This window comes from Brevibacillus laterosporus LMG 15441, from assembly GCF_000219535.2.
Lineage (GTDB): Bacteria > Bacillota > Bacilli > Brevibacillales > Brevibacillaceae > Brevibacillus_B > Brevibacillus_B halotolerans.
Window position 1 is genome coordinate 4883968 of the sequence record NZ_CP007806.1, and the last position, 19437, is coordinate 4903404.

Consider the following 19437-nt stretch of genomic DNA (forward strand, 5'->3'; position numbering starts at 1 on the left):
GTCATCGTTGTAAAAAAATACGTACCATTTTTTCTGCTGCGTGATAAGGGTCTACCCTTCTGTTCGCTACCTCAACTAGCTCGTCAGCAAATGCTCCCTGTTCCATTCTTTGTAGCATGACACGAGAAAGATTTTGGTTCACTAACTCTATTACCTCTTCATGTAAGTGATATGATCTGCGCTTCTCCCCTTCACCCGATTCCATCAGAAACCTCTCATGTGCAAGGATAGCTTGCCACAAATCAGGTATCCCCACTCGGTCAGTTGCAATTGTACGAATTAGAGGAGGTTGCCAGCTTGCATCATGCTTTACAATCTCTATCATCTGTTCAATCTCTGTGAGTAATTTATCCAGACCAGGCAAATCTGCTTTGTTAATGACAAAGAGATCAGCAATTTCCATAATGCCAGCTTTAAATGCCTGAACAGTATCCCCACTTCCGGGATTTAGTACAACAGCGACTGTATCAACGATTTTCATAATGTCCAGCTCAGACTGTCCAACCCCGACTGTCTCAACAATAATGACTTCACAGCCATATGCATCCAGCACACGTACTGCTTCTTTGGTATTGCGTGATAAACCACCTAAATTTCCCCGGGTTCCCATGCTTCTGATAAAGACGCCTCGGTCAGGAGCATGATGCTGCATCCGAATGCGATCTCCTAGCAGGGCTCCACCGGTAAACGGACTAGTGGGGTCTACTGCAATGACCCCGACTGATATCTGCTGTGAACGTAAATAAGTAATCAATGCATCTACTAATGAACTCTTACCTGCTCCTGGGGAACCAGTTAACCCAATCAGTCGTGCCTTACCAGTATGGGGGAAAATTTCCTGTAGCACCTGCCCCTTTTCAGGAAAGCCATCTTCAATCCAGGTAATTGCTCTGGCAGCCGCGCGAACATCTCCTGCCAGTATTCGCTTGGTTATCGGATGCAATTAGGTCAGCTCCTACTCTTTTAACAGCAGGTTGCTGATAACCACACGCTGTATTTCATTTGTTCCTTCATAAATCTGCGTAATTTTTGCATCACGCATAAATCTTTCTACTGGATATTCGCGCGTATAGCCATATCCTCCAAACACCTGCACTGCTTCTGTCGTTACTTGCATGGCAATGTCGCCGGCAAACACCTTGGACATAGCTGACGCTTTTCCATACGGCAGGCCTTTATCTTCTAACCAAGCCGCTTGATAGGTTAGCAATCGTGCCGCCTCAATCTGGGTAGCCATATCTGCCAATTTGAACTGAATGGCCTGCAATGCAGCAATCGGTTTGCCAAATTGAATGCGTTCCTTCGCATAGCTTAGGGCATGTTCAAACGCACCCTGAGCAATTCCTAGCGCCTGAGCGGCAATACCGTTTCGTCCACCGTCTAGTGTCATCATCGCAATTTTAAAGCCTTGCCCCTCTTCGCCTAAACGATTAGCTACCGGTACACGTACATCCTCCATAATCACTTCTAATGTGAGGGAGGAACGAATTCCTAGCTTCTTCTCCTTTTTCCCCATTGAGAAGCCAGGCATATCTTTTTCTAACAGGAAGGCTGTTACACCCTTATGTTTTAAATCAGGATTCGTTACCGCAAAAACAATATAAGTTTCAGCTTCGCCAGCATTTGTGATAAAAATTTTATTTCCATTAAGGATATAATGATCCCCATCCCGTACAGCGGTTGTACGCATTCCTGCTGAATCAGAGCCAGACCCCGCTTCAGTTAGACAGTATGCACCCATTTTCTTACCTTCTGCAAGCGGACGTAGGAAGGTTTGTTTTTGCTCTTCTGTGCCAAACTTATAGATCGGCCAGCTCGCTAAGGAGACGTGTGCAGAGAGGGTGACACCAATAGATGCATCTACTCTTGATAGCTCTTCAACAGCAAGGACATAGCTTAGGTAGTCAGCTCCAGCCCCGCCATATTTCTCATCCCACGGAATTCCCGTAAGCCCTAACTCTGCCATTTGTTCGAAGATAGAGCGGTCAAATCGCTCTTCTTCATCGCGTTCTGCCGCAGTTGGCGCTATGTGCTCCTCAGCGAATTCTCGAATCATTTTACGTAGCATTTCCTGTTCTTCATTAAGACGAAAGTCCATCTGTTCCACACTCCCTGTTTGTTGTTGTTCTATTTAGTAAGCAAATGCTTAGAAATGACTAGTTGTTGAATTTCTGATGTTCCTTCATAAATTTGCGTGATTTTTGCATCTCTGAACAAACGCTCTACTGGATATTCCCTTGTGTAGCCATATCCTCCATAAATCTGTACAGCCTCTATCGCTGCTTTCATAGCAACATCCGAGGCAAACTTTTTGGCAATGGATGCTTCCAGCCCGCATGGTTGACCCTCCTGGCGCAAAAAGGCTGCACGATATACAAGCAATCGAGCCGCCTCCACCTGCGTAGCCATATCTGCCAGCTTAAAAGCCACCGCTTGCTGATTTCCAATCGGAGAGCCAAATTGCTCACGTTCCTTCGCATATTGAATGGAATACTCTAAAGCCGCTTCAGCAATACCCAAAGCTTGAGCCGCTATACCGATTCGCCCCACGTCCAGATTAGACAGAGCTATGGCGAAGCCTCTTCCTTCCTCGCCTAGTAGATTTTCTATCGGAACAATTGCATTCTCAAAAATGAGCTCCGTTGTATTGGATCCATGGAGTCCCATCTTCTTTTCCTTTTTTCCCACCGTAAAGCCTGGGGTATTTTTTTCTACAATAAAAGCAGAAATTCCGTGTGTTCCTTGAGTAGCATCTGTCACGGCAAATGTTATGTACGTATCTGCTTCGCCACCATTGGTTATAAAAATTTTGCTGCCATTTAATACGTAATGATCCCCTTGTCGTATAGCAGAGGTTCGAATACGTCCGGCATCAGAACCTGCTTGAGGCTCTGTCAGAGCAAATGCGCCCAAATATTCTCCACTTGCCAGCTTCGGAACATATTTTTTCTTTTGCTCCTCATTTCCGTAGTACAAAATAGGAGTCGTGCCTACAGAAGTGTGAACCGAGAGAATTACCCCTATAGTCGCACTTATTTTCGAAATCTCATGAATCGTAATTACATACGAAATAAAATTAGAATCAGAGCCGCCCCACTCTTCGGGTATTGGAATCCCCATTAAGCCTAGCTGTGCCATTTTTGTTAGTAATGGACGCGGAAATTCTTCCGTTTCTTCCATATGAGCAACAAATGGCGCAATTTCTTTTTTGGCAAAATCACTTACCATCTTTCGCATCATGAGCTGTTCTTCTGTAAAATGAAGCTCCATACACAAAATCCTTCCTTTTGTAAATTTCTCGTTGCCCCTACATATATGGCGCTCCATGCACGATCAGGTTAGGTGTACACATAGAATCCTCTTCCTGACTTGCGGCCTAACCAGCCAGCCTTTACATATTGGCGTAATAACGGACAAGGGCGATATTTGGAATCCCCGAATCCTTCATAGAGTACTTCCATAATGTAGAGACATGTATCCAATCCAATAAAATCAGCTAAGGTAATAGGTCCCATCGGATGATTCATGCCCAGTTTCATAATGTCATCCACTGCTTCTGGAGTAGCTACCCCTTCATACACACAGTAAATCGCTTCATTAATCATTGGCATTAATACACGATTTGAGATAAAACCAGGGAAGTCTTTGCAGCTAACTGGTATTTTATCCAGTCGTTTTGCCAGTTCTTCGATTGTTTGATAGACCTCGTCAGATGTTTGTAAGCCACGAATCATTTCCACTAGCTTCATCACAGGTACAGGATTCATAAAATGCATGCCGATAACCTGCTCAGGACGATTTGTAGCCGCTGCAATCTCTGTAATAGGCAAAGAGGATGTATTGCTGGCTAAGATGGCATGCGGTTGGCAAATCTCATCCAATTTTTTAAAAATTTCGGTTTTTACCTGCATATTTTCTACTACAGCTTCTATAACCACATCCGCATCCCTAGCGTTTGTAAGCTCTGTGGAAGTGGATATCTGGGAGAGAATTTTTCCCTTTGTTTCTTCAGTCAGCTTGCCCTTTTCCACTTGCCTATTTAAATTTTTACCAATATTGCCTAAACCACGTTCTAGAAAAGACATAGATTGGTCATGTAAAATCACTTGAAATCCGGCATGTGCCGCCACCTGAGCAATTCCGCTCCCCATCTGCCCTGCGCCTATAACCATAATCGTTTGAATGCTCATGTACCCTGCTCCTTTTCTTTTGAAAAATGATGCAGCTTCGTGTAAAAAACCCTAAAATCCCCTATCAAATTGAAGTAGTTACTTATCTGGCTGGCTCAACACGTATTAAGATAGCATCTCCCTGAGCCGCTCCACTGCAAATCGCCGCTATGCCTAATCCACCGCCGCGTCGTTGTAATTCATGAATAAGCGTCATGATAATCCTTGCACCGCTCGCGCCGATAGGATGACCAAGTGCAATCGCACCGCCATTTACGTTCACCTTCTCTTCATCCCAGCCAACGATTTTTCCACTTGTAAGCGTGACCGCAGCGAATGCCTCGTTTACTTCAAATAAATCTATTTCCTCAAGGCTTTTTCCTGTCTTTTGCAGTAATTTTTGAATAGCAAGCCCAGGTGTAGTAGCAATATAAGGAGCCTCTGCCGCAACCTCCGCATGCCCTAGAATCGTAGCTAAAGGCTTAGCCCCTAGTTCCTTAGCTTTATGCTCCGACATAAGCACAAGCGCTCCAGCACCATCATTAAGTCCGGGTGCATTACCGGCTGTAATCGTCCCATCCTTTTTGTATACCGGTGCTAATTTAGCCAAGCCTTCTAAGGTTGTTTCCGCTCGGATCGCTTCATCCTCCATGACGAGCAGTGGGTCTCCTTTTCGTTGGGGAACGGGAACCGGAACAATTTCCTCAGCAAAATATCCTGCTTCCCTCGCTTTAGCCGCACGTTGCTGGCTGCGATAGGCCCATGCATCCTGTTCTGCTCGTGTAATGCCGTGTTCTTCGGCCACATTACTCCCATGCACAGCCATAGGAACTTGATCAAATGCACATGTTAGCCCATCGTATAACACTAAATCCCTCACAAGATTATCGCCCATTCGAAAGCCATTTCTAGCTTGCGGCATTGCATAAGGAGCATTACTCATGCTCTCCATTCCGCCAGCTACTATAATCTCTGCATCCTGACAACGTATGATTTGATCCGCCATGGCAACGGAACGCATCCCGGACGCACATACCTTATTGATCGTCTCGCTTGTTACTTCCCATGGGAGACCAGCTTTTCTGGCAGCTTGCCTTGAGGGGATTTGTCCAGCACCCGCTTGCACGACCATCCCCATGATGACCTTATCAACTGATAAGGGATCAACCTTAGCTCTACTCAGCGCTTCTCTAATTGCCAATGCTCCCAGTTCTACAGCAGGCACTTCCTTTAATGCGCCATTGAACTTTCCAAAAGGTGTTCGAGCCGTTCCAACTATAACTGTGTTCAAAGCAATTCCTCCCTTTTCTTATGTATCTAATCAGTAAACATAAGCATTGATCGAGCGGTCGCTCACTTTGTTATCTTTATTTTGCACATTCTATTCGAATTAGTCAATTTATTATGACAATAAGCGGCGGTCCTTTGACCACCGCTCATCCTGTTACTTCTTACAAAGCATCGGCTAAGATTTCAGCGATATCTCTCGCTTTCACTTGTTCTTCCGCCTCTTTCATTTTTAATCCATCATCCATCATCGTTAGACAATATGGACAAGCACTTGCAATTTCTGTTGGATTAACCTCTAAGGCCTGCTCTGTGCGTGCGACATTAACACGGGTACCTTCATGTTCTTCCATCCACATCAATCCGCCACCAGCGCCACAGCACATGCTGTCACATTGGCTTCGTTTCATCTCTACAATCTCCACACCCGGAATTTGTTGCAAAATCTGGCGAGGCATATCATAGATATTGTTATATCGCCCCAAATAGCATGAATCATGATACGTAATACGTTCCTTCACTTCTTTCTTCGGTGTAAGACGCCCCTCCTCGATCCATTGAACTAATAGCTCAGAATGATGATATACCTCTGCTTGCAAACCAAACTCAGGATATTCATTCTTAAAGGTATTAAACGCATGCGGATCACAGGTCACAATCTTCTTAACATCGTAGCCTTCAAATAAAGCAATGTTTTCTTGCGCTAATTGTTGAAACAAAAATTCGTTACCGATACGGCGAGCTGTGTCGCCTGAATTTTTTTCTTCATTGCCAAGAATGGCGAACTTAATGCCTGCTTCGTGCATCAGCTTAATAAAGGCATGCGTAATCTTCATACTGCGGTTATCAAAGGAACCCATAGCCCCTACCCAAAACAGATATTCAAAATCCTCTGCTGTTTTTACTGTAGGTACTGTATAGGCTTCATCCAGACCCTCCATCCATTTCATGCGGTCTTTACGGTTAATTCCCCACGGGTTACCCTGGCGTTCGATATTATTTAATGCACGCTGAGCTTCTTGCGGCATGCTCCCTTCTGTCATCACGAGATAACGGCGCATGTCAATGATTTTGTCAACATGCTCGTTCATCACGGGACACTGGTCTTCACAGTTACGACAGGTTGTACATGCCCACAGCTCCTGCTCGGTAATCACATCGCCTATCAATGCCTTATCATATACATTTTCTACAGCAGCGGCCCCTTCAGCAGTCGCTGCTACTTCACCAGCCTGCAGAGCGATTTGGTTAGCCTTTGTGTTAGGAAATGCAAAAGTAGGCATCCAAGGTGTACGTGAAGTAACACTTGCCCCTTTCTCAGTCAAATGGTCGCGCATTTTCACGATAATATCCATAGGAGAGAGCATTTTGCCAGTTCCAGAGGCCGGACACATATTAGTACAGCGTCCACACTCAACACAGGCATATAAGTCAATGAGTTGTGTTTGGGTAAAGTCCTCAATCTTCCCATTTCCGAAAACTTCCTGAGTCTCATCTTCAAAGTTAATGGTAGACAGCTTACCAGGCGGTTCTAGCTTTTTATACCAAACGTTAAAGGGAGCAAAGATCAAGTGAGCATGCTTGGATTGTGGTACATAGACAGCAAAGCTCAGCAAAACGAGCAAATGCGCCCACCAGAAAAAGAAGAATAAAGCGGCTGCCGCGGTTTCACCGATCCCTGAAAATACAAAGGCAATAGCTGACGAGAAGGGAGCAAAGATGGAGCCCTCATGACCTAGCCATAGCTGTTCGAAAGCTAGTGAACCAAGAACGGTCACCATTAGCGAACTGATAAAGATAATAACTAAACCTGATTTCAAGCCTCGCTTTAAACGCTTTAGTTTCTCAATATACCGCCGATAATAAGCATAACCGATAGCTAAAAGGATCAGCATAGCAGTGATTTCCTGCATTAGGCTAAAGTACTTGTGGGCGCTACCAAACGGTAATTCATACCCAATAATAAGTCCCTTTAAAATAAGTTCAATGGCACCAAATTGCAAAATAATAAAGCCATAAAAGAGAACAATGTGCATAATACCGCTCTTTTTGTCCTTTAAGAGCTTCTTTTGCAAAAAAACGTTCTGAAGGATCAAGTTCAGGCGGGTCTTAAAGTCATCCTTGGTATCCGGCTTTTTTCCCAATTTGATAAACAGATACCTGCTGTACAACAAATGCGCTACAAGATATAGCCCATAAGCCAGCACAAGGAAGAAGGCAATTAAATTTAATAGTGGTAGGATTTCCATATCTTCCAGCTCCCTTTCTTTTACTTATTGTAGTTATATTTGATGGTAAATTTTTTCTTTTGTTTTATCTTATCAGAAGTATCAGAAAAAATGAATGACTATTCATTCAAAATTTACATTTCTACCCAAAAAATTTTGTAAAAATAATCGCGCTGTTCATCTGAGTGGTCGCTCATTTTTCTTTTTGATCATATCATACTCATTTGTCTACCGTAAAGATTGAGTAATCAGTTAGCTACAAGCACAAAAAAGGGGCCTTCTCGCTCACCGTCATAAGTAACACTTCCATTCCCGAAGTCCTACTTAATCACCGAAAGGCGAAAGACCCTGCTCAGACATTCCTATGCCTCTTTTTCACTTATTCTAGCACGCTCTTTTTGCTTTTTCACCTCACTTTGCTCCTTACGCACATCTGCAAGTGACTTGACCTTGGTGGCCTCAATCCGTTTATTACGCTGTAGCCCTGCTGGCTCCAAATTGTCTGCTAAATCTTCCATTAAGGCTGCAATACCTACTGCTTTTCCTCTCTCGGCCTGATAATATTCGTTGTTTGATAGATCGGGTGCCTTGTAATTTTGCGGTTCAGGGTAGGCAGTAATGACGCCTTCAAAATTACGTAGAATGACTTTGTCAGCCGATTGAGAAATGATATAGTTTGGCATTACCGGAATCTTGCCGCCACCATGCGGGGCATCTACCACAAAAGTAGGTACTGCATATCCTGAGGTATGCCCGCGTAAGTATTCCATGATTTCTAAGCCCTTAGATATTGGTGCTCGGAAATGACCAATGCCTTCTGACAGGTCACATTGATAGATATAATATGGACGTACGCGGATTTTAACCAGATCTTGCATTAATTGCTTCATCGTATATGGATCGTCATTAACTCCAGCAAGAATAACCGACTGATTACCAAGCGGGACACCGGCATACGAAAGCATTTCACAAGCTCTTTTTGCTTCCTCGGTAATTTCTTTGGGATGATTAAAATGTGTATTGAGCCAAACAGGATGATATTTCTTCAGGATCTCGCACAAATTCTCCGTGATGCGTTGTGGGAAAACGACAGGTGCTCGCGTTCCAATCCGAATGATCTCTACATGAGGAATTTCTCGCAGACTTTTTATTACGTATTCCAATACACGGTCATTAATTAGTAGAGCATCTCCACCGGACAAAAGCACATCGCGTACCTCTGGGGTGTTACGGATATAATCTAAACAGGCATCTAATTGTTTTTTAGGTACCCCCATGCCGATTTGTCCAGAAAAACGACGGCGCGTACAGTAACGACAATACATAGAGCATTGGTTTGTTACTAAAAATAAAACGCGATCGGGGTAGCGATGAGTCAGACCAGGAACAGGCGAATCCTCATCCTCATGCAACGGGTCTTCCATATCGTACTGCGTGCGAACCATTTCGTGAGATAAAGGGACAGATTGTAAACGAACCGGGTCCTTTGGATCGTTCTCATCCATTAGCAAAGCATAGTAAGGTGTGATATTTAACGGAATGGTCTGGTTGGAAATTCGTACTCCCTCTTCTTCCTCAGGAGTTAAATTGATTACCTTTTTTAAGTCATCTACGTTTTTAATCGTGTGGGTTAACTGCCACATCCAATCGTTCCATTGTTCCTCGGTTACGTCTTTCCATAATTCCACGTCCCGCCAATCACGCAATTTACGAACGGCTAATGTCATTTATAATCCCCCCTGCATATTTACATGAACAAAACCTTTTGAAGCTTCATGATTTACATCATGCAAGGAGGATGCCAATTACGATAGAATATTTAATATTTTCAGAATTAGGTGATATTTGCAGTGTATTTGCAGGCTTTTAAGCGTTTTGGGCACGTTTTGTTTGCCTACAGCCACTTTACCGGATTATTTATTGTGCCAGCTTTTCGGCAAGGTCGGGTTGAATGATTTGTAATCCAAGTCAATCTGACTTCTTATCATCTGGTTTCTCTTTTTGTTGGGCCAATTTATACTGTAGGGTTTGTCGAGGAATTCCTAATTGTTTTGCGGCTTGCAGAATATTTCCTTTCGTTTGCTCCAATGCCATTTGAATGAAATGCTTTTCTGTTTGTCTTAGAACATCTCGTAAGGTCCCATCCATAGGAATTGAGGTTTTCATAGTGAATCCGCTTTCACTTTCCTGAGATACCACTCCCAGCTCATTCATTCTTTTCAAAAAGGATAAAGGAAGGTCTTCAACTGTAATCCATTCGCCTTCAGTAACATTCATGGCAGCTTCAATCATATGCTCTAGCTCCCGAATGTTACCCGGCCACGTACATCGCTTGAATAAAGTCCATACCTCTTGATCCAAGCCTTTCACCTGTAGCTCAAACATATTGTTATACTTCTGCACAAAATGCTCTACTAAAAGGGGCAAATCCTCTGGGCGTTTGTGCAATGGTGGAAGCCAAAAGGATACAACATTTAAGCGATAATATAGGTCAGCTCGCAATCCTTTGCTTTCCACCACTTTTTCTGGCACTTCATTGGTAGCCGCAATCACTCTCACATCTACCTGCAATGATCCCGTTCCGCCTACTCTTCGTATCTGACCATCCTGTAATACACGCAATAATTTAGCTTGTAGCTCAAGTGGCATACTGTTTATTTCATCTAGGAATAACGTACCCCCATTGGCTACTTCAAACAAACCTGGACGATCATCTGCTCCGGTAAAGCTCCCCTTAGTTGTACCGAAGAGAATTCCTTCTAATAGGGAGGCGGGTAAGGCAGCACAGTTTTGGGCAATAAACGGACGCTTCCTTCGCGGGGATGCTCGATGGATCGATTGTACCAGCAACTCTTTACCTGTCCCTGTTTCTCCATAAATCAGTATTGGTGAGGTGGTCCGCGCAGCTTTTAACGCTATCTGTTTCACCCGCTTCAGCTCGGGGTTATGCGTTAAGATATCCGAGAATTCATAAAACACCTGATCGGACACAAGTGGCTTCACTTGCTTTTTTCGTCCACTTTGGACTTGAACCTGTAGGTCCACTAGCTGCTCCGACAGCTCCCTTAGTTTCTTCATATCTTTAGCTACCTCAACTGCGCCAACGAGCCGATCGTCTACACGAACTGGTAACGTAGTGTTGATTGTTTCCACCTGTACGCCTCGCCAATTGGTATAGCGTTGCGTGCGATTATACATGGGCTTTCCGGTTTGGATGACATTTAACAAGGTGCTGGATTCGCTATCTAAGGAAGGAAAGACTTGCAACAACGGTTTACCCAGCACCTCCTCTTGCGTTAACCCATCCAGTCTGGCAGCGATGTGATTGTACATGATCGTAATACCCTGAGCGTCAACCACATGGATGCCTTCATCAATTGCTCCTAAAATTGCGCTTAACATCTCCACTGTCTCCGATTTTGGTAATGTACTCACAACATCCCTCCTAATCAGACTGCCAAAAACTAGTCACTGTGCTAAAAAACCGGCACTACGCATCTACAAAAGCTGCTCTCTATCGCTCAATTTGATACGTTAAAAATACCGTATACAACAAATGACCAAAAAACCACAACAAGATATTACTTGCTGAATAAACACCTTGACTTAGATACGTAAAGGGAAAGAATAGAATCAGAAATGCCACATTCCACAGGGTTACATAGATGACAATCTTTTTCCCGTTTCCCTTTGGATAAAAGTAAATAAACGCAAAGGCAACGATAACCGAAATCACCAAATGAATGAGATAGGCTAGTAAGGGAGGGGTATTTTCCATCCCTGGAATATAAGTAATATCTAATAATACCTGAAATGTGCTTGTTTGAAACAATCCATCTCCAATTGCCAGAAAAGCTGATAACAACAAGCCAGAAAATAGCCCATTAATGAGGGAAAAAACCATACACACTGCCCCTTTCTACTCCCATGCAATTTTCATGTCCCATTCGAATTCTCCAACATATTGTCCACTTAGCCACAATTGATAGGCAATCAACACCTGAACAGGCTTCTCACTTTGATACGTGACTTTATATGTTCGAGTGTGGGTATGCATTTGCATATTTCCATAGGGACTGCTATATAGGCTATCTGTCCCTTTTCCCTTTTCAAATATTTGCTTCATTTGCAGGCTACCTTGACGTAGTAATTGTGTGCTATCTGGGTTAATCCGAACAATATTGGAGACCTCTCCCGCTCCCTCTATCTCTTCTTTATAATGCAGAAACCAAGAAGAATTACGCAGGGATGCTTTACCCGACATTTGTAAATCTGTCTTGTCGATTTGACCTTCTGCCTTTTGTATGATTGATAACGATAATTGAACCTCTTGCATTCCGAGACCTCACTTTTATTTGTCACTGTAGTATTTGTTAGTTTACTTTCCCTTTATTATAGGATAGTTTACCTTCCCGCTTCCAATTTTTCTGACCAAGCGAGAGCGATTTCGTATAGAAAATGAAAAAGGCAAGAAAGCACTCTGCCTCCTTGCCTTTTTCTACGTAATATCCAGTATCCAAATGATAATAGCGACTATTTTACAAAGCTTAATATCATTTCACGGAGTATTTTAGAAGCAACAATCTGTGTCATCTCACTATGATCATACACAGGTGCTACTTCCACTAAATCAAATCCGACCACATTGGCTCCGTTGTTAGCCATAAAATGAATCGTATCTAGTAATTCACGAGATGTGATGCCGCCAGCCTCTGTTGTACCTGTACCAGGAGCAGCAGAAGGGTCTAGCACGTCAATATCAATCGTTAAGTAGATAGGGCGATTTCCAATGGAAGGAAGCACCTGCTTAACAGGCTCCAATACATCGTATTTGTATAAATGCATATTTTCCTTTGCCCAATCAAACTCTTCCTTCATCCCGCTACGGATTCCGAACGAATAAACGTTTTTTCCTCCAAGCAAATTGCACGCCTTTTTAATTGGCGTTGAATGGGAGTACTCGTAGCCCTCATAGTTATCTCGAAGATCGGTATGGGCATCAAAGTGGAAGATAACCAAGTCCTTATACTTCTCGTGCATGGCTTGAATCACTGGCCATGTAACCAAGTGTTCACCGCCCATACCTACAGGGATTTTATTATCCGCTAATACTTTCGCAACGAACTCGCGAATAGCTTGGAGACTGCCTTCTACATTTCCAAAAGGTAATGGAATGTCCCCTGCATCAAAATACTTCACATCCTCTAATAGCCTGTCCAAATAAGGACTGTATTCTTCTAAGCCAATAGAGACCTCGCGAATACGTGAAGGGCCGAAACGGGAGCCTGGACGAAAGCTAACTGTCCAATCCATCGGCATGCCATAAATGACTGCTTGGCTCTCCTCATAGTTTTGATGACTACGAATAAACACGTTGCCAGAATAAGCTTCATCAAAACGCATCTCACTACCCCCCTAGTCGCGAGTCAGTTCAGCTACAAAGTTAGGAAGCTGGAACACTGCTTTATGAATATCTTTGTTATAGTATTTGGTATCCATGTCTTTAATTGTAGATGGATCTACTTCTAATGGATCATATTTTTTGGAAGCAATGGTAAAGCTCCACAGACCTGATGGGTATGTTGGAATGCTTGCTGTATACAAACGAGTCACTGGGAAAATAGACGATAGGTCTTTAAATACTCGTTTGATCAATTCACGATTGAACCAAGGTGATTCTGTCTGAGCAACCATGATTCCGTCTGGTTTTAGCGCATCGGCAATTCCCTGATAAAAGCCTTTTTCAAACAGTCCCACTGCTGGACCAACTGGTTCGGTAGAGTCAACCATGATTACATCATATTCACCCTTGTGATCATGAATATGTTTAATTCCATCGATAACTTGCACATCGACACGCGGATTTCCCATTAAATCTTTCGCAATCTCTGGGAAATATTTTTTGGAGGCTTCAATAACTCCGCCGTCAATCTCAGCTAGTACAGCTTTTTCTACGGAAGCATGCTTAACGATTTCACGAATAGCTCCTCCGTCTCCTCCGCCCACAACTAATACTTTTTTAGGATTAGGGTGGGTGTTAAGAGCAATGTGAGTAATCATTTCATGGTAAACGAATTCATCAACATCGGTAGTCATAACCATACCGTCAAGTACAAGCATACGTCCAAATTGATTGGTATGGATAATATCCAATTGTTGAAAATCCGTTTTCTCACTATATAGAGTCTCGGAGATCTTTGTAGTAATTCCGTGATTTTCCGTTTGCTTCTCAGTGTACCATAGTTCCATGTTCATAATGTAATGAAGCCTCCTTTTTAACCGAATCATTTCATGTTGATGGGCGATGTAATGAAGATCACATAATGCATCAACAAAATGAATTATAGAGGGTACCCCCCAAAAAGCAAGTATTTTTTGTCTTTTTATCCGATATTTTTCTTACTTCACTGCTTTTTCAGAACAGATCGCCTATTTGTAAAAGGACTACCAGTGATGTGCAAAACCTTAACGGAACAGGTGATACCGGCTTTATATAGTATGAAAATATGCTGATTTACCTATACTATCTATTAGGATTTTTCCTAGTATTACCAAACTATGCAGAAAGGACGTGTCTTTCATGGAAGTCATCCGCGAGCATCCCTTACTTCGTTGGCTTAGGCGGGTCAGGCTTTTTATAAAAATTCTAGGTCTGACTATGCTGGCGGCTGCATTATCCATCCTATTTCTGGTCTTATATTTACGTTCTCAGCCAATGCCCGCCACAGTTATTCATCAAACTTCAACCATCTACGCAGGCAACGGAGAAGTTATAGATAGTATTCACAGAGGAGAAAATCGTTATGTCGTCACACTCGACAATGTTTCCCCTTATTTAGTGCAAGCTACTCTTTCCATCGAGGATCGTTACTTTTATCAGCATATGGGCATTGATCTAAAACGGACTGCAAAAGCAGCTTACGTCAACATTGTCGAAATGAACAAAGCTCAAGGGGCCAGCACGATTACACAGCAGCTAGCTCGCAATCTGTATTTGAGTCATGAGAAAACCTGGACTCGCAAGGCAAAAGAAGCCTTACTCACCCTACAGCTAGAGCTTAATTACACAAAAGATGAAATTTTAGCAATGTACATGAATCAAATCTATTATGGACATTCTGCCTATGGTGCAGAGGCCGCCGCGGGAACCTATTTTGGCAAAAAAGCGAAGGATTTAACGCTTGCAGAAAGCTCTATGCTAGCAGGAATTCCAAAGGGGCCTACCTATTATTCCCCGATTACGAATTTTGATAATGCGAAAAAGCGTCAAAAATTAATCCTAGCGGCTATGCACCGTGACGGTTACATTTCCGAAAAACAAATGCGGGAGGCTTACGAGCAGAAATTAACATTTCGTTCACCTAAGGAAGTACAAAAAGCTTCGATAGCCCCATATTTTCGGGACTATATTCTCACTTTAGCCAAGGATAAGTATGGAATCAGTGAAGAGGCTGTTCAGAACGGCGGATTAAAAATTTACACCACCTTAGACGTTGCAATCCAAAAGAAAGCGGAAGAAGCTATTCGTAAACACATGCCTAAAAATAATCAAGAATTACAGATAGCCCTAGTAGCCATTGATCCTAAAACGGGCTTCATTAAGGCACTGGTAGGTGGCCGCGATTATAAAAAAAGCCAATTCAATCGTGTATTGAGCAAACGACAGCCTGGTTCTACCTTTAAACCAATTATGTATTTATCAGCTTTAGATAATGGGTTTACTCCTTTAACGTTGATGAAAAGCGAGCCAACTGTCTTCACTTACGAAAATGGAAAGGAATACGTTCCTAGTAATTATGGTAATAAATTTACGAATACCTTTATTACGATGCAAGAAGCCATCGCTACATCAGATAATATTTATGCTGTTAAAACAATTAACCAATTAACACCACAAAAAATAGTAGATGAAGCCAAAAAATTAGGGATAACTAGCCCTCTACAGGCTGTACCTTCTCTAGCTTTGGGAACATCGCCTATCTCCCCTTTGGAATTAACAGCAGCTTACAGTACCATCGCAAATAATGGGTCGTACATTACACCAGTAGCGATTTTAAAAATTATGGATAATACAGGTGCCATTTTAGCTGAGGATTCCTCTGCCCATGTCCCTGTAGCAGATCCGAGTAGCTCATATGTGTTAAATCAGATGATGCAGACTGTTTTTAGCGATACGCGCGGCACAGCTCACCGTGTTGCAGGCCAATTAAACCGTCCCGTTGCTGGGAAAACAGGCTCCACTGACTATGACTCCTGGATAGGCGGATTTACACCCCAGCTCGTAACCAGCGTTTGGACAGGCTATGATGAAGGGAAGAAGATTGACCCGATTAAGGATGCCCGTCTAGCGGCTCCGCTTTGGGCGGAATTCATGGAAAGTGCTCTCGATAATCAACCCCCTAGCCAATTTAATGCTCCTACCGGTGTCGTATCAGTTTACATCGACCCAGTCACCAAAAAATTGGCTACCCAGAACTGCCCGCATGCGCAAGTTATGTATTTTAAGGCGGGAACAGAGCCTCAGGATTACTGTTCCGAGCATATTCCTGAGCAAGCAATACCCGATGCCAAACCACCTGAAAAAGAAAAGAAATCGTTGTGGAACAAATTATGGGGCAGATAACATGTCAGCTTTATGAAAAAGGGCTACCGTAGATCACTATTGTGATTAGGTACCCCTTTTTTCTTGCGCTTTTTGTTCATTCATGCAGCTTGTTATTACGCTGGAAATCATATCTGCGCCTGGCTTTGACATATTTCTATTTCGTTATCTTATTGCTCCCCGCCGCCAATAACACCATTTCCATCAGTAAAAACGTGGTCGTTATAAACCGTGATAAGCCCGTTTTTTTCCAATTTATCCAGCACTTCAAAAAGACTTTCTCGCTTTCCTGCCGGTAGCCTATTAATAAATTTATTAATCTCTTGCGGTGGTACATTATTGCGGAAATGCACTCCACCATGTTTGACAAAATGATCATTCTGATGATCCAAGGCATTCTCCCCCTCTGAGAAGATAAAGTATTGATATGCCTTCTTAGTGTGCATCCCTAATGCTAATTCATAACCTGCAAATTAAGACAAACAGGGAGTGACATAATGTCGCTCCCTGTTTGCTGACCTAGTGCTTTTTATATACAAATCTAAGTTTACTCTTTTTTGGTTTCTTCGTACAATTCTTTTGCTAGTTGTTCACACAGCGTTCATTTTTTCCTAATAAAAACCAGATTTTCAACTAGCGCCCATGTACAAACTATGCTTGTGTTTCTAAGCCCTGCTTAAGTTCTTCAGCAGAGTTTGCCCACATGTCTGCATTGTGTTCCATCAGTAATTTGCGCAATGCTGCTTTTTCGACTTCTCCTAGCTCACTTATCATGATTTTGCGCTTCATAGCAGCATCCATACGGTTAACGTGATCTACCAATAGCTTGTATCCACGGCGGGCTTCACGGTCAATCTCCATATAACAAGCAGTTACACCTGCATAGTAAGGTCCCTCTTCTTTGCGGTCGATGGTAACCCAAACAAGCCAGTACGGCTTTCCGTTTGGAACATCTTCCTTATTCGTAGAAAATTTAATGCCTCGTTCAACAGCACTCTTGGCATGCAACGCTCCCATGTCAATGTAGGCATAATTTTCTTCAACATCAATAATAACAGAGGAAACATGACTTAAATCAAGCACTCCTTGACCAAATCCGCCATGAACATCTGTCTTTTTACTCACAATGGTAAAGCCGTTATTTTTTTTATTATCAAATAAATTCATGTTATCACCAACCCCTAAAAAGATCTTCTGTCTATTCTACCCTGAAAACTTATACTCGTGCAATTTTTGGGGCGCATGGATAACATCTAGTGAAATAGATGATGTGGGACAAAAAAATCTCGTTCACACATAAGCGTAAACGAGATGGTCATACTAGCAGACTCCAGAATGCTATACCCTTTAATGCTGCAAGCTAATTTGTTTGCATTCGTCGAGAAAAGCAAGTCCCTTTTGTACTTCCTCTTCTGTATAGCGCTGTTTGCTTTTTAATGTAAAGACTTTAACCAGCATTTCCTCATAGGATAAGTGCTCAAAATAAAGAATGGTGGACACCAATTCAAGAAAACGGGAATTTTCTTCATTTAAACGTTTAATCAGACGCTCTCCTACCCCTAGGTCTACATCATGATAACGCAAAAAATCCTTTCCCAATTCGTTTAAGGAGTAACGATATACTTCGATCGCTCCCTTGCTTTCATGTTGTTCGTTCAACAGCCCAAAGCTACACAACTCATCTACGCGCAATGTCAGTTCTTCGGAATAAGGCCCGAACATATGAAACTCAAATCTTTCCTCAAAATCCACCTGCATTTTTTTAGAGATATACACCATTTTTTGCAGTTTCTTTCTTCCTGTTACTTCACCAAGGACCTCCACTAGCCGCATTATTTTGGCGTGCCCTCTATGCATCCGACATCACTACTCCTAGTCGTTCTTTAATCTTTTGGGCAAGTTCAGCAGGCAGCGATTCTATCAGATCAGCAGGATAATAAAGCTTATAATCAAATCTCCGCTTCCCACAAACCGCTTCTACAATCTCTGACATCGTTGATAATTCCGCTTGCTCACCGTTTGGTTTGACTAACATAATAGAAATCCGTTCTTGTTCTTTCCCAGGGCGATAATAATCATAGGGCAAATCGGATGTAGAATCAACTTCTACATAATAGTCGGGATCAATTCCCGCTTCTTGAAACAATTCCCTGATCTCATATTCCGTTCGGAAATTTCTAGGATTATATTCGACGTATTGCAGAAGATTCCTGTCTAAAAATCGTGAACACAAATCAGATAATATAGAATCTCGCTCATTTCGCCACTGATGCATGTAGAAATAAACAATAGATTCATCCAGCATCAGATAGTCCTTCAATTGGATACGATCACAGAAAAACGGCAGGAAATGTGTCGGCTCTAATTGAAAACGGTAATCGCGCTGGAATAATTCCTTCGCACGTTTGAAAATTTTATGTAGAACAACCTCTGCACTCCGCGTCACCGGGTGAAAATACACCTGCCAGTACATTTGATAGCGTGACATGATATAGTCTTCCACTGCATGCATCCCACTCGCTTTAATCACTACTCCATCCTCAGAGGGTCGCATTACACGCAGAATGCGCTCTATGTCAAAATTACCGTAATTAACTCCGGTATAATAAGCATCTCGCAACAAATAATCCATTCGGTCTGCATCTATCTGACTGGAAATAAGGGAGACAATCAGTTTATTCTCATACGTTTTTGCGATCACCTCCGCAACCTTTCTAGGAAAGGTCTCGCTAACCGTACGTAAAATTTGATTAATGCCTGTCCTGCCCATAATGATTTTTCTCGTCCATTCCTCATGGTCAAACCGAAATACCTTTTCAAAGGAGTGTGAAAAAGGACCATGTCCAACATCGTGCAGTAAAGCCGCACAAAGGCACAGGAGCTTTTCTTCGTAAGGAAGATTAACTCTACCCTCGAAGGTCTCTAGGATGCGTCTCATAATTTCATAGACGCCCAGCGAGTGATTGAATCGGCTATGCTCACCGCCATGGAAGGTAAAATAACTTGTCCCAAGCTGTCTGATACGTCTTAGTCGTTGGAATTCTGGTGAATCAATTAGCTCCCAAATGACCTTCTCCCTGACATGCACATAGCGATGAACAGGGTCTTTAAACACCTTTTCCTCATCTAATAGCCTCTGCACTACCATGCT

General features: G+C 42.7%; 17 protein-coding genes. 1 reads left to right on the forward strand and 16 read right to left on the reverse strand.

Annotated elements, in window-relative coordinates; all coding sequences use genetic code 11:
* Position 1: 1 nt before the first annotated feature.
* From meaB to speE, 12 genes are all read right to left on the reverse strand, one after another.
* Positions 2-943, reverse strand: a complete 942-nt coding sequence (gene meaB, locus BRLA_RS21595; RefSeq protein WP_003334209.1) for a methylmalonyl Co-A mutase-associated GTPase MeaB — start codon at positions 941-943, stop codon at positions 2-4.
* A gap of 12 nt (positions 944-955) precedes the next feature.
* A complete protein-coding gene (locus tag BRLA_RS21600) occupies positions 956-2098 on the reverse strand; it encodes an acyl-CoA dehydrogenase (protein ID WP_003334208.1) in 1143 nt (380 codons plus the stop codon).
* Positions 2099-2127: 29 nt separating this feature from the next.
* Complete coding sequence (locus BRLA_RS21605) at positions 2128-3270, reverse strand: acyl-CoA dehydrogenase (RefSeq protein WP_003334207.1); 1143 nt, start codon at positions 3268-3270, stop codon at positions 2128-2130.
* Between the two features lie 68 nt (positions 3271-3338).
* Entirely contained in the window at positions 3339-4190 is an 852-nt protein-coding gene (locus BRLA_RS21610) for a 3-hydroxybutyryl-CoA dehydrogenase (protein WP_003334206.1), read from the reverse strand.
* Between the two features lie 82 nt (positions 4191-4272).
* Positions 4273-5460: an acetyl-CoA C-acetyltransferase gene (locus BRLA_RS21615; protein WP_003334205.1), complete on the reverse strand. Its 1188-nt coding sequence runs from the start codon at positions 5458-5460 to the stop codon at positions 4273-4275.
* A 160-nt stretch (positions 5461-5620) separates the two neighbouring features.
* Positions 5621-7705 (reverse strand): (Fe-S)-binding protein, encoded by a 2085-nt coding sequence (locus BRLA_RS21620; protein WP_003334204.1) that lies wholly within the window; start codon positions 7703-7705, stop codon positions 5621-5623.
* A 341-nt stretch (positions 7706-8046) separates the two neighbouring features.
* A complete protein-coding gene (gene ablA, locus BRLA_RS21625) occupies positions 8047-9411 on the reverse strand; it encodes a lysine 2,3-aminomutase (RefSeq protein ID WP_003334203.1) in 1365 nt (454 codons plus the stop codon).
* Between the two features lie 241 nt (positions 9412-9652).
* Positions 9653-11086: a sigma-54 interaction domain-containing protein gene (locus BRLA_RS21630; RefSeq protein WP_041752704.1), complete on the reverse strand. Its 1434-nt coding sequence runs from the start codon at positions 11084-11086 to the stop codon at positions 9653-9655.
* A gap of 112 nt (positions 11087-11198) precedes the next feature.
* On the reverse strand, positions 11199-11588 hold the full coding sequence (locus BRLA_RS21635; protein WP_003334200.1) for a hypothetical protein: 390 nt from the start codon (positions 11586-11588) through the stop codon (positions 11199-11201).
* Positions 11589-11603: 15 nt separating this feature from the next.
* On the reverse strand, positions 11604-12020 hold the full coding sequence (locus BRLA_RS21640) for a YwiB family protein (protein WP_003334199.1): 417 nt from the start codon (positions 12018-12020) through the stop codon (positions 11604-11606).
* A gap of 197 nt (positions 12021-12217) precedes the next feature.
* Positions 12218-13087, reverse strand: coding sequence for an agmatinase (gene speB, locus BRLA_RS21645; protein WP_003334197.1), 870 nt, complete (start codon positions 13085-13087; stop codon positions 12218-12220).
* A gap of 12 nt (positions 13088-13099) precedes the next feature.
* Positions 13100-13933, reverse strand: coding sequence for a polyamine aminopropyltransferase (speE, locus tag BRLA_RS21650; protein ID WP_003342247.1), 834 nt, complete (start codon positions 13931-13933; stop codon positions 13100-13102).
* A gap of 331 nt (positions 13934-14264) precedes the next feature.
* Between speE and BRLA_RS21655 the strand changes: the two genes are divergently transcribed.
* Positions 14265-16307, forward strand: a complete 2043-nt coding sequence (locus BRLA_RS21655) for a transglycosylase domain-containing protein (RefSeq protein WP_003334195.1) — start codon at positions 14265-14267, stop codon at positions 16305-16307.
* 149 nt (positions 16308-16456) lie between these two features.
* On the opposite strand, the gene BRLA_RS21660 is transcribed toward BRLA_RS21655, so the two are convergent.
* The 4 genes from BRLA_RS21660 to BRLA_RS21675 all read right to left on the reverse strand — a co-directional run bounded on the left by BRLA_RS21660 (position 16457) and on the right by BRLA_RS21675 (position 19434).
* The gene (locus tag BRLA_RS21660) at positions 16457-16732 is read right to left on the reverse strand and encodes a hypothetical protein (protein ID WP_003334194.1); all 276 of its coding nucleotides are present in this window, start codon (positions 16730-16732) and stop codon (positions 16457-16459) included.
* Between the two features lie 205 nt (positions 16733-16937).
* A complete protein-coding gene (locus tag BRLA_RS21665) occupies positions 16938-17453 on the reverse strand; it encodes a YwhD family protein (protein WP_003334193.1) in 516 nt (171 codons plus the stop codon).
* Between the two features lie 180 nt (positions 17454-17633).
* Positions 17634-18143: a YwgA family protein gene (locus BRLA_RS21670; protein ID WP_003334192.1), complete on the reverse strand. Its 510-nt coding sequence runs from the start codon at positions 18141-18143 to the stop codon at positions 17634-17636.
* Entirely contained in the window at positions 18136-19434 is a 1299-nt protein-coding gene (locus BRLA_RS21675) for an HD domain-containing protein (protein ID WP_003334191.1), read from the reverse strand. Before BRLA_RS21675 ends, BRLA_RS21670 begins: the two co-directional genes overlap by 8 nt.
* Between the last annotated feature and the right edge of the window lie 3 nt (positions 19435-19437).